Raw genomic sequence first — 12,421 nt, forward strand, 5'->3', positions numbered from 1 at the left:
ACGCGGACGAGGCGACCGACTGCGAGCCGGTCGCCCGCGGGCCCGCCGGGCGGTCCGGCGGGCCTGCGGGACGGGTCAGTCGACCGCGAGCGCGGCCACCGGGGAGGTGCGTGCGGCCGCCCGGCCCGGCAGCACGGAGGCCAGCAGCCCGGCCGCGAGCGCGACGACCAGGACGAGGGCGAGCTCGGTCCACGGCACCACGAGGACCACGTCGCCGATCTCTCCGAACACGACGACCGCGCCCGCCCATCCGTAGAACAGGCCGAGCCCCGCGCCGAGGATCGCCCCGACGCCCGCGATGAGCATGCCCTCGACGGCGAGCATCCAGCGGAGCTGGCGTCGCGAGAGCCCGATGGCTCGCAGGGTCGCGGACTCCCGGCGCCGCTCGAGGACGGAGAGCGACAGCGTGTTGGCCACGCCGATGAGCGCGATCACCACGGCGACCCCCAGGAGCCCCAGCACGACGGCCAGCAGCGTGTTGATGACGCGCTCGTTGGTCGCCCGCTCGGCGCCCGCACTGCTGACGTCCGCCGGCGTGTCCGGCAGCGCCGCCCGGACGTCCTGCAGCACCAGCGCGGCGTCCGCGCCGGGCTCGAGGCTGACCCAGAGGGTCGAGACAGGAGCCTGCGGGTCGAGGGCGTCCATGGTGGAGGGCGTCACCAGGCCGGTGACGCCGCCGAGCTCGGAGGCCACGAGCCGCAGCGGCACCGACGTCCCGCCCGTCGCGGGCACCGAGTCGTCCCAGGCGGTGGCGTACGCCGTCGTCGGCATTGCGGTGTCGCTCGCGTCGTCGGCGGAGATCTTCGGGAGCAGCAGGACGCCGTCGGCGAGCGCGTCCACGGTCCCTCCGTCGCGCAGCACCTCGGTCACCGAGCCGTCGGCGGGCGCCGCGACCGTGATCCAGGTGTCGCCCACCTTGACGGGCGCCGTCCGCATCGGCAGCACCGTGTCGACGCCCGGTACCTCGGCGACCGTGCCGGCGACGTCCGGGGCGAGGGCCGCCCCGTCACCGACGACGCTGCCGTCGACGGTCAGGTCGACGGGGTAGTGCTCGTCGAGCTCCTGCGCGAGGGACACGCGCGCGCTGGCGGCGCCCGTGGTCATCATCGCCACGAGCGTGACGCCGATGAGCAGCGCGGCGCTGGTCGCGGCCGTCCGGCGCGGGTTGCGCACCGTGTTCGCGGCGGCGAGCCGGGCACTGGTCCCGGTTCGTGCGAGCGCCCGCCCGAGCAGCGAGACGACCTTCGGCACCCAGAACACTGCACCGACGAGCACGCCGACGAACGACAGGCCCCCGGCGAGCGCGCCGACGCCGAGCAGCAGCGTCGCGTCGCCGCGACCCGTGCGGGCCAGGACCGTGGCGAGCATCATGACGGCGAACCCGCCGAGCATGAGGACGAGCGCGATCACCAGGCGGGCCCGGCTGCCGCGGGCGCCGACGGCCGGGGCGTCCGCGGGTCGCAGCGCCGCGATCGGTGAGACGCGGGTGGCCTCGCGCGCCGGCACGAGCGACGCGAGCACGGTGACCAGGGTCCCGACGAGGAGCGGCACCAGGACGACCGCGAGGGTCACGTCGATGGTGTCCGGCAGCGGGACGCCCAGGTCGAGGCGGCCGAGCACCACGAGCGAGACCTGCGCGAGCAGCGCGCCGGCCACGAGCCCGACCACGGAGGCCACGAACCCGAGGATGGCGGCCTCGAGCAGCACCGAGCGCCGCAGCTGTCCCTTGCCTGCGCCGACGCAGCGCAGCAGCGCGAGCATGCGGGTGCGCTGGGCGACGAGGACCTGGAAGGTGTTGGCGATGACGAGCGCGGCGACCAAGAGCGCGATCGCCGCGAACCCGAGCACGACCGTGACCAGCACGTTGCCGCCGTCGGAGAACTGCTCGACCGCCTGCGCGGCGGCCTCGTCCTTGGTCAGCGCCTCCGCACCGGGCACGACGGGGCTGACCTGGTCGCGGAGGGCCTCGGGGCTGACGCCCGGGCGGGCGGCGACCAGCGTGTCCGAGCCCAGCTCGGTGACCGAGTCGACGCCGCTCCAGAGCAGCGCGTCCTGCGGGGTGACCAGTCCGGCGCCGCCGGACTGCGACCAGGCGTTGCCCGGGTCGGTCGCGATGCCGGTCACGACGACGTCCTGGTCGACCGAGCGCCACACCTCCTCGGTGACGTCCGTCCCGGCCGTGGCGTCGCCGGACGGCTCCGCGGGCTCGGAGACCGTGTAGCGGACCTGCACGTGGTCGCCCACGCCCACCCCGAGCGCCTCCGCCGTCGCCGTCGGCAACGCGATCTCGCCACTCTCGGTGGGTGCCACGCCGTCGTCGACGACCAGCGAGCTGAGGCGCGGGTCGGTCGACGTCGGGAGCATCAGCTGGTACCGGCTCTGGCCGCCCTCGCGGACCTCGATGCCGGTCGGGGCGAGCACCTCGGCGGCCTGCACGTCCGGGAGCGCGCGCAGGTCCTCGAGCTGGGCGTCGCTCAGGTCGCCCTGCACGACGACGTCGGCGTCGGCGTAGGTCGCCGTCACGGCGTCGTACCCGGTCCGGGTCATGATGTTGCCGGCGAGCAGGGTGGTGGCCAGGAACGCGGTGCCGATCGCGATGGCGACGGCGGCCGCCGTGAGCCGGCCGAGGCTGCGGCGCATCTGCGCCAGGGTCAGGCGCAGCATCAGATCGCCGCCTGGTCGAGCGTGCGGAGGGCCTCCAGGCCGGTGAGCACCGACTCGGGCGTCGGGTCGGCGATGTCCCCGGCGATCCGGCCGTCGGCGAGCAGGACGACCCGGTCCGCGTACGCCGCGGCCGTCGGGTCGTGCGTGACCATGATGATCGTGCGGCCCAGCTCGCGCACCGAGCGGCGCAGGAAGCTCAGCACCTCGGCGCCCGAGCGGGAGTCCAGGTTCCCCGTCGGCTCGTCGGCGAACACGACCTCCGGCTTCGCGATGAGCGCGCGGGCGATCGCCACGCGCTGCTGCTGGCCGCCGGACAGCTCCGACGGCCGGTGCGTCAGGCGCTGCCCGAGGCCGAGGGTGGTGACGAGGGTGTCGAGCCACTCGCGGTCGACGGCGGTGCCGGCCAGCTCGAGCGGCAGCAGGATGTTCTGCTCGGCCGTGAACATCGGCAGCAGGTTGAAGCTCTGGAACACGAACCCGACGCGGTCGCGACGCAGCCGGGTCAGCGCGCCGTCGTCGAGCGACGTGATCTCGGTCGCGCCCAGCCGGGCGGTGCCCGACGTCGCCTGGTCGAGGCCCGCCAGCACGTGCATGAGCGTCGACTTGCCCGAGCCGGACGGGCCCATGATCGCCGTGAAGGCGCCGGCCGCGAAGTCGACGTCGACGCCGTCGAGCGCCCGCACCTCGGCGGCGCCCTGCCCGTAGACCTTGGTCAGCGACCGCGCGCTCACCGCGACGGTGGGCGTGTGCGGCGGGTCGGCGTCGAGCGGGCGGAAGACGGTGGTGTCCACGACAGGGCTCCTTCGAGGGCGGTGATGACGCTCCCGACGCTACGGAGCCTCGCGCCGGGGCCGCATCAGGCCGGGGGCTGGTCGTCCGTCATCCCGTGGGCCGATCAGGAGCCCGGGCGCACCAGACCGGTCTCGTAGGCGACGACCACGGCCTGCACCCGGTCGCGCGCGTGCAGCTTGGCCAGGATGCGCCCGACGTGCGTCTTGACGGTGGCCTCGGCGACGAAGAGGTCGGAGCCGATCTCTGTGTTCGAGCGACCCCGCGCCATGAGCACGAGCACCTCGCGCTCGCGGTCGGTGAGGTCGGCGACGGCGAGCCGCGCCGGGTCGGTGGGCGCTCCCGGCTCGTCGGGGGGCAGCGCGGTCACCAGGTGCTCGAGCAGCCGCTTGGTGCTCGACGGGGCGATCACGGCGTCGCCGCGGTGCACCGTGCGGATCGCCCCGAGCATCTCCTCCGGCGGCGCGTCCTTGAGCAGGAAGCCGCTGGCGCCCGCGCGGATGGCCGCGAGCACGTACTCGTCGAGGTCGAACGTGGTCAGGACGATCACGCGCGGCGCCGGGGCCGCGTCGGTCGCGCGCGCGGTGATCTGCGCGGTCGCCGTCAGCCCGTCCATCGTCGGCATGCGGACGTCCATGAGCACGACGTCGACCGGGCCGGTGACCGTCAGGGCCGCCGGGTCGAGCGCGCGCACGGCCTGGGCGCCGTCGCCTGCCTCGAGCACGACCTCGAGGTCGGCCTGCGAGTCGATCACCATGCGGAAGCCGGCGCGGACCAGCTGCTGGTCGTCGACCAGGGCGACGCGGATGCGGTCGTCGGTCATCGGGCGGCCTCGTCCTGGCTGGTGGGCACGGGTGTCGTCCTCTCGGGTGGGGTCGTGTGGTCGCCCGGGGTGGGCAGCTGGGCGCGGACGCGGAAGCCACCGCCGGGCCGCGGGCCGGCCGTGACCGTGCCCCCGAACATGGTCGCCCGCTCGCGCATCCCGAGCAGCCCCTGCCCGAGGCCGTCGGAGTCCGCCGAGGCGCCACGACCGTCGTCGCTGACCTCGACGACGATGGCGTCGGGGAGCCACTGCACGAGCACCGTGACCACCGGGTCCGGGCCCGCGTGCTTCATGACGTTGGTCAGCGCCTCCTGCGCGATCCGGTAGACCGTGAGGCCCGCGCCCGGGGGCAGGGTCCGGGGCTCGCCCAGCCGGACCAGCGACGCGCGCAGCCCGCTGGCCCGCACCTGGTCGACGAGGGCGCCGACGTCGGACTCGGCGGGCTGCGGCGAGAAGCCCTGCGCGGTCCCGTGGCTGAGGCCGCCCGGCCCGGGCACGGCCGGGATCGAGCCCGTGGCGGGGGAGGCGTCGGCGCCGCCCCGGAGCACGCCGAGCAGGCGCCGCATGTCGGTGAGGGCGGCGCGGCCCGTCTCGGCGATCGTGCCGAGCGCGCGGGTGGCCGCGGCGGGGTCGGCGTCGGCGGCGTACCTCCCGCCGTCCGCCTGGGCGATCATCACGGTCAGCGAGTGGGCCACGATGTCGTGCATCTCGCGCGCGATCCGCGCGCGCTCGGCGGCCGTCGCGATCTGGGACTGCTGGTCGCGCTCGACCTCGAGGCGCTGCGCCCGGTCGACGAGCGCCTCGATGGTCTCCCGGCGGGACCGCCGGACCAGGCCGAACGCCCAGACGGACAGGGCGACGACGCCGGTGAAGATCGCGGTGGACGCGGCCCCGGGCGCGTCGAACCAGCCGTTCATCGACACGCCCAGCAGGACCGAGCCGACCAGCGCGCCGACGATCGCCACGCGGTGTGCCCAGCGCGGGCCGTGCACGGTCACCGAGTAGAGCGCGACGAGCACCGCGACGTCGGCCGGCATGACCAGCGGGGTGAAGAAGATCAGCTGCAGGAGGGCGGCGGTGTAGACGGCCGCCGCCGAGGCCGTCGGGCGCACGCGACGCCAGGCCAGCGGCGCGACGACCGCGACCGAGATGAGGGCGCTGCCCAACGAGCGGGTCGCGCCGAGCGTCGAGCTCGTGATGTCGGTTGCGGTCGCGACCATGAGCAGGAGCAGGAACGCGGTCCCGGTGGCGTCGACGGCGAACCGGTGGGCCTCCTCCCACCGCAGCAGCCGCTCCCATCTGGTCACCCCACGAGGGTAGGTGGGGCGGACCGGGACGGCGTGCTCCCGGGGGACGACCCGCGCGGTCCCGGCGTCCGACCGGAGGGGCAGATGGTTCACGCGAACATGTAGGCGCGCCCCCCTGGCGGTCAAGACCGTCCCATGACCTAGCATGGGCGAATGACCCAGGTGCTGCTGGCCGAGGACGATCCCGCGATTGCCGAGCCTTTGGCCCGCGCCCTCGGGCGTGAAGGTTACGACGTGCGCGTGCAAGGTACGGGTCAAGGTGCGATCGACGGCGCCGCGGCGGCTGACCTGGTCGTCCTCGACCTCGGCCTCCCGGACATGGACGGCCTCGACGTCGCCCGCGCCATCCGCAACCTCGGCCTGACCACGCCGCTGCTCGTGCTCACCGCGCGCGCCGACGAGGTCGACCTCGTGGTCGGGCTCGACGCGGGTGCCGACGACTACGTGACCAAGCCGTTCCGGCTGGCGGAGCTGCTGGCGCGCGTGCGGGCGCTGCTGCGGCGCAGCGTCGGCGACCCGGGCGACGAGGACGAGCTGCACGCGCAGAACGTGCGGGTCGACGTCGCCGCGCACCGTGCCTTCCAGGGCGAGCGCGAGCTGCACCTCACCGCCAAGGAGTTCGACCTGCTGCGCGTCCTCGTCGGCGCCGCGGGCACGGTCGTCGCGCGCGAGACGCTCATGCGCGAGGTCTGGGGCTCCGACCCGACGGGCTCCACCAAGACGCTCGACATGCACGTGTCCTGGCTGCGCCGCAAGCTCGGCGACGACGCCAACGCCCCCCGCTACGTCACCACGGTGCGCGGCATGGGCTTCCGGTTCGAGACGGGCGGCCTGAGCTCGTCCGAGCGGGCCTGACCTTTGCGTCGTCGCGTCCTGCAGGCGACGATCGCGGCGGTCACCGTCGCGGTCGTCCTGCTCGGCTTCCCGCTCGCCTTCCTGGGCGCCCAGCTGGTCCGCGAGAACGAGATGCAGGCCCTGCAGTCGCGCGCTTCGGATGCGGCGCGCGCGGTCGACTTCCGCGTCGAGCAGGACATCCCGCTGACCGACCGCATGTTCGAGAACGCCGCGGGCGGCCCGGGTGACATCCCCGCCTCCGTCGTCGTGCAGGCACCGGACGGCGAGGTCTACCAGGCCGGCGACCGGATCAGCGGCCGCACCCTCTCCGTGAAGGTCGACTCGGACACCGGCGCCACCGTCCTGCTCTACGTGTCCTGGTGGGACGTCTTCTGGCTGAGCGCCCGGGTCATCGCGCTGGTGGTCGTCGCGGCCGTCGTGGCCTTCGCCGCCGGCATCGCGATGGCGATCTGGCAGGCGAACCGGTTGACCGCGCCGCTGGTGTACCTCGCGGCGTCCGCCGAGCAGCTGGGCGCCGGTCAGGTCCGCCCGCGCCTCGAGCCCTCCGGTGTCGAGGAGATCGACCTCGTCGCCGCCGAGCTCGCACGCAGCGCCGACCGGATGGCCGGCCGGCTCGCCGCCGAGCGGCAGTTCGCGTCGGACGCGTCGCACCAGCTCCGCACCCCGCTGACCGCCCTGTCGATGCGGCTCGAGGAGATCATGCTGGCGACGGACGACGAGACCGTGAGCGAGGAGGCCCGGATCTCCCTCGAGCAGGTCGAGCGGCTGGTCCGCGTCGTCGACGACCTGCTCGCCAGCTCGCGCCGGCTGCAGGGCGGCACCACGGAGGCGGTGCGGCTGCTGGAGGTCGTGCACCAGCAGGAGGAGGAGTGGCAGCCGACGTTCGAGGCGCACGGCCGCCGGCTGGTCGTCGAGGTGGACCGGGCGACGCAGGTGCTCGCGACGCCCGGCGCGCTCGCGCAGGTCATCGCGACCCTCATCGAGAACTCGCTGCGGCACGGCGCGGGCACGACGACCGTGCGGTCCCGGCCCGGCGGCCCGTCGGGCGCGATCGTCGTCGAGGTCGCCGACGAGGGTGCCGGGGTGCCCGACGACCTCGCGCCCCGGATCTTCGAGCGCGAGGTGACGTCGGGCAAGGGGACCGGTCTGGGCCTGGCGCTGGCGCGCGACCTGGCGTCGGCCGACGGGGGCCGGCTCGAGCTCGCCCAGCGTCGACCGGCCGTGTTCGCGCTGTTCCTGTCGGGCGTGCCGGCGTCCCTGCGGCCCGACGTCGTGCTGCCGCTCGGTGCGGTCGTGTCGGCGCGGCCGGACCGCCGCCGCCGCTGACGGGTCGTCAGGCCGGGGTCGTGACCCCGGTGAACACCCACCGCTTGTAGCCGACGTAGCGCAGGACCGTCCCGATGCCGATGCCGATCACGGTGGCGACGTTGTCCGCGAACGCGTTGGTGAGCCCGAGCGCGTAGTGCGAGAACGCGAGGGTGAGCACCGGCACCACGGCGCCGACCAGGTTGATCGTGGTGAACACCACGAGCTCGCGCGCGCGCCGGTCGGTGCGCTGCCGGGAGAACGTCCAGTGCCGGTTGCCGATCCAGGAGACCAGCGTCGCCGCGACGACGGAGATGATCTTGGCGGTCAGCGGCTTGTGCTCGAGCAGGTGGCCGGGACCGAACCGGAGGAGGTTGAACAACCCGAGGTCGACCACGAAGGCGATGCCGCCGACCGACAGGAACCGGGCCAGCTCGTAGGCGCGGGCCCGCAGGGCGGCCCCACGCGCGGCGGACGCGAGGGGCGGGGCCGGCGGCACGGCGACGGACGAGCTCGCGGTCAGCTCGTCGCTCGCGCTCACGGAGCTCCTCGGTTCTCGGCCTGATGTGCTGTGTTCGCATCGGCAGACCGGTGCGGTGCCGTGAGGATATCCCGCGATCCTGGGAGCCACCTGTCCGCGCGTCGGCGAACCGTTTCGGGCCACGGAGGCGCTCGGCTAGTGTCGTCGCCCGTGACAGCACCCGTGGTGGCCGTGGTCGGTGGTGGGCAGCTGGCCCGCATGATGGCGCCGGCGGCGACCGCTCTGGGGCTGCACCTGCGGGTCCTGGTCGAGAGCCCCACGTCCTCGGCTGCTCAGGTCGTGGTGGACGCTCCGGTGGGGGCCGCGTCCGACGAGGCCGCGATCACGCGCCTGGCCGACGGCGCCGACGCCCTCACGTTCGAGCACGAGCACGTGCCGAACGCGCTGCTCGACCGGCTCGAGGCCGCGGGGGTCGCGGTCCACCCGGACGCCGCCGCCCTGGTGCACGCGCAGGACAAGATCGTCATGCGGACCCGGCTGACGGCGCTGGGCGTGCCCGTCCCGGCCTGGGCCGCGGTGCCGTCCCGGCCCGACCTCGAGACCTTCCTCGCCGCCCACGACGGTGTGGCGGTCGTGAAGACCGCCCGCGGCGGGTACGACGGCAAGGGCGTTCGCGTGGTGCGCAGCGGCGGCGACGTCGCCGAGTGGTTCGACGCCGCCGCCGACGGCAGCGGGGCGCCGCTGCTGGCCGAGGAGAAGGTGCCGTTCACGCGGGAGCTCGCGGTGCTCGTCGCCCGCCGGCCGTCCGGCGAGGTGCGCACGTGGCCGGTGGTCGAGTCGGTGCAGCGGGACGGGGTGTGCTCCGAGGTCGTCGCCCCCGCACCGGACCTCGACCCCGCCACGCGGGCGGAGGCGCTCGACGTGGCGACCCGGATCGCCGACGGGCTCGGCGTCACCGGCGTGCTGGCCGTGGAGCTGTTCGAGGTCCCCGGGTCCGCCGGCGGCGCGCCGCGCGTGCTGGTCAACGAGCTCGCCATGCGCCCCCACAACTCCGGCCACTGGACCATCGACGGCGCCGTGACCAGCCAGTTCGAGCAGCACCTGCGGGCGGTGCTCGACCTGCCGCTGGGCGACACGGCCCCGCGGTCGCCGTGGACCGTCATGGCGAACGTGCTGGGCAGCTCGCTGCCGGACCCGACGGACGCACTGGCCGACGTCGCCCGCACCGACCCCGGCGCCAAGGTGCACCTGTACGGCAAGGAGGTGCGCGCGGGCCGCAAGCTCGGGCACGTGAACGTCAGCGGGGACGACCTCGACGACGTCCGGCGGCGCGCCGTCGCCGCCGCGGCCCTGCTGCGGGGCGACGCGTCCGCCTGACGCGAACAGCGACCCGGTCCCGGGGCGCGCTGGGTCATGATGGGCGCGCGGCGTCACTGTGGCGCAGGACGGCTGGATGGAGACGGTGATGGCAGCGCAGGCCCTGGTGGGGATCGTCATGGGCTCCGACTCGGACTGGCCGGTGATGAAGGCCGCCGCCGAGGCGCTCGCGGAGTTCGACGTGCCGGTCGAGATCGACGTGGTCTCGGCGCACCGCCAGCCCGAGAAGATGATCGCGTACGGCCGCACGGCCGCGGACCGCGGTCTGCGCGTCCTGATCGCGGGCGCCGGGGGAGCAGCGCACCTGCCCGGCATGCTCGCCGCCGTCACCACCCTCCCGGTGGTCGGCGTGCCGGTCCCGCTGGCGTACCTCGACGGCATGGACTCGCTCCTGTCCATCGTGCAGATGCCCGCGGGCGTGCCGGTGGCGACGGTCTCGATCGGCGGGGCGCGCAACGCGGGGCTCCTGGCCGTGCGGATCCTGGCGTCCGGCGAGGGCGAGCAGGCCACCCGGCTGCGCGCCGCGATGGCGGCGTTCCAGGAGGACCTGCAGGGTCAGGCCGACGGCAAGGGCGAGCGGCTCCGGGCGCAGACGACGTCCCGGCCGAGCGTGGGGTTCAGCGTCTGACCGTGTGAAGGGTCCGTGCGTGACCCCGTCTCGGCGTGCGGACTCCTGGACGGCTGCCTAGCGTCGAGCGGATGACCGGTCCTCGTCCGCGCCTCGCGGCCCTCGACGCGCTGCGCTTCCTGGCCGCCGCTGCGGTGGTGCTCTACCACTTCACGGGTCGCACGAGCAGCGCCTGGGGCGCCGAGCAGACCGAGCGCCTGGGCGGCGTGGGCCGGTGGACCGCCTACGGCTCGCTCGGGCCGGAGCTGTTCTTCGTCATCAGCGGGTTCGTCATCCTGCTCACCGCGTGGGGCCGGCCGACCGCCCAGGTCGTCGCGTCCCGGGTCGCCCGGCTGTACCCGGCCTACTGGGTCGCCGTGCTGGCCACGGGGGTCCTCCTCCTGGTCCTGTGGCCCGAGGGCAAGGCCATCACGCCGCACCAGGTGCTGGTCAACCTCACGATGGCCCAGTCCGCGCTCGGCGTCGAGCACGTCGACGGCGTCTACTGGACGCTCTGGACGGAGCTGCGGTTCTACCTCCTCGTCGCGGTGTTCTCGCTCGTCGGGATCACCCGCCGGCGGGTCCTGACCGTCGCGCTGCTGTGGCCGTGGGTCGCGCTCGGCGCCGAGCGCGCCGGCGCCGCCGGCCTCGCTGACCTGCTGATCTCGGACTACGCGGCACTGTTCGCCGCGGGGATGGCGCTGTTCCTGCTGCTGCGGGACGGCGCGACCGGCCGGGACGCCGTGCTGCCGTGGGCGGCGGTCGCGACGAGCACCGGGCTCGCCGTGGCCCTGGTCGTGCCGTCGCGCGTGGCCGTCCTGGAGCGGACCACCGGCTATGCACCGTCCCCGACGCTGCTCGGGCTCGCGGTGGTGGGCTGCGTCGCCGTGGTCGCCGTCGTCGTCCTCACGCGCGTCTCCGAGTGGCGCCACGCCGGCCTCGTCACGCTGGGCACGCTCACCTACCCGCTGTACCTCGTGCACGAGTACTGGGGCCTCGCGGTCGTCCGGGTGCTGGCCGACCGGGTGCCGGCCGCTGTGGCCGTCACCGCGGCGATCGCGGCGGTCACCGCGCTCGCCTGGCTCGTGCACCGGTTCGTCGAGGTCCCGTGCGGGCCGCGGCTGCGCCGGGTCACCCTCGCCGCGCTCGAGTGGTCCCGGGGTCTCGTGCTCGACCGGGTCATGCGCGGGCCGCGACTCGTCGAGGCCATGGCCTGAGGTCGGTCGCCCGACGTGGGCCCGACGGTCAGGCGCCCGGCATCCCGCCGACCGGACCCGCCGGCAGGGACCCGTCGCGGATCGCGGCGAAGAACGCGGGCGCGGCGTCCGGATCGAGACGGACGGTCGAGCCGACCCCGCCCGGCCGGTAGTCGATGTCCGAGATCGGCGGGGTCCCCGTGATGCCGCCCGACCCGTTGGCCGCCTTGAACGCGAGCGCGAGCTTCGCCATGTCGACGATGCCCGTGCCGTCGTCGACCGTGAGCGCGGCGGTGCCGGCGTCGATCAGCGCGACCTGCTTGCCGGGGTGCACCAGCAGCTGGCTGGGCCGGACCTTGGCCATCACGGCGCCGATGAGCTGGCGCTGCCGCTCGGCCCGGCCCACGTCACCCGTCGGGTCGGACTTGCGCATCCGCGAGAAGGAGAGCGCCTGGGCGCCGTCGACGTCGTGGCAGCCGGCGACCCAGAGCATGCCGGAGTCCGGGTCGTTGACGTTGGCGTCGTAGCAGAGGTTGACCCCGCCGACGGCGTCGACGATCTGCTCGACCCCGCCCATCCCGATCTCGGCGTAGTGGTCGATGGTCAGCCCCGTGAGCCCCTCGACCGTCTGCACGAGCAGCGGTGCGCCGCCCCAGGAGAACGCCGCGTTGAGCTTGGACGGGTCGTGGCCGGGGATGTCGACGTAGGTGTCCCGCGGCAGGGAGATCAGCGCGGTCGGTCCGCTGGTCGGCACGTGGAGCAGCAGGATCGTGTCCGTGCGGGCGCCCTCCGTGCCGTCCTCGCCGACGGAGCCGTCGGCCCGCGAGTCCGAGCCGGTGAGCAGGTAGGTGGTGCCGGGCGTGTTCGCGGCGCCGCTGAGCGCGGTCGTGTGCTGGACCTTGCCGTTGGCCCAGACCGCGAGGCCGATGGGCCAGGCGAGCAGCGCGGCGACCACCACGACGGCGACGACGGCGATGACCGGGCCGCGGCGGCGGCCGGGCGCGGGCGCGCCGGGCG

General features: G+C 74.8%; 11 protein-coding genes. 5 read left to right on the plus strand and 6 right to left on the minus strand.

Annotated elements, in window-relative coordinates; all coding sequences use genetic code 11:
- Window positions 1-75: 75 nt before the first annotated feature.
- The 4 genes from AC1DT4_RS19640 to AC1DT4_RS19655 form a co-directional block, all read right to left on the minus strand.
- Window positions 76-2,664, minus strand: coding sequence for an ABC transporter permease (locus AC1DT4_RS19640; protein ID WP_477091441.1), 2,589 nt, complete (start codon window positions 2,662-2,664; stop codon window positions 76-78).
- Entirely contained in the window at window positions 2,664-3,455 is a 792-nt protein-coding gene (locus tag AC1DT4_RS19645; RefSeq protein ID WP_477091442.1) for an ABC transporter ATP-binding protein, read from the minus strand. The genes AC1DT4_RS19640 and AC1DT4_RS19645 overlap by 1 nt, the downstream gene beginning before the upstream one ends.
- Window positions 3,456-3,559: 104 nt before the next feature.
- Window positions 3,560-4,276 carry a response regulator gene (locus tag AC1DT4_RS19650; RefSeq protein WP_477091443.1) on the minus strand — a complete coding sequence of 239 codons (717 nt, stop codon included), beginning with the start codon at window positions 4,274-4,276 and terminating at the stop codon, window positions 3,560-3,562.
- Window positions 4,273-5,583: a sensor histidine kinase gene (locus AC1DT4_RS19655; protein WP_477091444.1), complete on the minus strand. Its 1,311-nt coding sequence runs from the start codon at window positions 5,581-5,583 to the stop codon at window positions 4,273-4,275. Before AC1DT4_RS19655 ends, AC1DT4_RS19650 begins: the two co-directional genes overlap by 4 nt.
- Before the next feature lie 153 nt (window positions 5,584-5,736).
- Here AC1DT4_RS19655 and AC1DT4_RS19660 point away from each other — a divergent pair, with 153 nt between their 5' ends.
- Together AC1DT4_RS19660 and AC1DT4_RS19665 are read left to right on the plus strand one after the other, a co-directional pair.
- On the plus strand, window positions 5,737-6,438 hold the full coding sequence (locus AC1DT4_RS19660) for a response regulator transcription factor (protein WP_477091445.1): 702 nt from the start codon (window positions 5,737-5,739) through the stop codon (window positions 6,436-6,438).
- A gap of 3 nt (window positions 6,439-6,441) precedes the next feature.
- Window positions 6,442-7,764: an ATP-binding protein gene (locus AC1DT4_RS19665; RefSeq protein WP_477091446.1), complete on the plus strand. Its 1,323-nt coding sequence runs from the start codon at window positions 6,442-6,444 to the stop codon at window positions 7,762-7,764.
- Between the two features lie 7 nt (window positions 7,765-7,771).
- Here AC1DT4_RS19665 and AC1DT4_RS19670 read toward each other — a convergent pair whose 3' ends face one another.
- Window positions 7,772-8,284, minus strand: coding sequence for a GtrA family protein (locus AC1DT4_RS19670; RefSeq protein WP_477091447.1), 513 nt, complete (start codon window positions 8,282-8,284; stop codon window positions 7,772-7,774).
- Window positions 8,285-8,434: 150 nt separating this feature from the next.
- Between AC1DT4_RS19670 and AC1DT4_RS19675 the strand changes: the two genes are divergently transcribed.
- The 3 genes from AC1DT4_RS19675 (at window position 8,435) to AC1DT4_RS19685 (ending at window position 11,425) form a co-directional block, all read left to right on the plus strand.
- Window positions 8,435-9,601, plus strand: a complete 1,167-nt coding sequence (locus AC1DT4_RS19675; protein ID WP_477091448.1) for a 5-(carboxyamino)imidazole ribonucleotide synthase — start codon at window positions 8,435-8,437, stop codon at window positions 9,599-9,601.
- An 88-nt stretch (window positions 9,602-9,689) separates the two neighbouring features.
- The gene (purE, locus tag AC1DT4_RS19680; RefSeq protein ID WP_477091449.1) at window positions 9,690-10,229 is read left to right on the plus strand and encodes a 5-(carboxyamino)imidazole ribonucleotide mutase; all 540 of its coding nucleotides are present in this window, start codon (window positions 9,690-9,692) and stop codon (window positions 10,227-10,229) included.
- Between the two features lie 71 nt (window positions 10,230-10,300).
- Window positions 10,301-11,425: an acyltransferase family protein gene (locus AC1DT4_RS19685; protein WP_477091450.1), complete on the plus strand. Its 1,125-nt coding sequence runs from the start codon at window positions 10,301-10,303 to the stop codon at window positions 11,423-11,425.
- Window positions 11,426-11,453: 28 nt separating this feature from the next.
- Here AC1DT4_RS19685 and AC1DT4_RS19690 read toward each other — a convergent pair.
- A partial coding sequence (locus AC1DT4_RS19690; RefSeq protein ID WP_477091451.1) for an LCP family protein occupies window positions 11,454-12,421 on the minus strand: 968 nt, incomplete at its 5' end.

It is taken from the genome of Cellulomonas sp. P4_D11 (assembly GCF_056401915.1).

Coding starts and splice junctions, on each gene's coding strand:
- purE (WP_477091449.1), top strand. CDS start 9,690: ATGGCAGCGCAGGCCCTGGTGGGGATCGTCATGGGCTCCGACTCGGAC.
- AC1DT4_RS19685 (WP_477091450.1), top strand. CDS start 10,301: ATGACCGGTCCTCGTCCGCGCCTCGCGGCCCTCGACGCGCTGCGCTTC.
- AC1DT4_RS19640 (WP_477091441.1), bottom strand. CDS start 2,664: ATGCTGCGCCTGACCCTGGCGCAGATGCGCCGCAGCCTCGGCCGGCTC.
- AC1DT4_RS19660 (WP_477091445.1), top strand. CDS start 5,737: ATGACCCAGGTGCTGCTGGCCGAGGACGATCCCGCGATTGCCGAGCCT.
- AC1DT4_RS19650 (WP_477091443.1), bottom strand. CDS start 4,276: ATGACCGACGACCGCATCCGCGTCGCCCTGGTCGACGACCAGCAGCTG.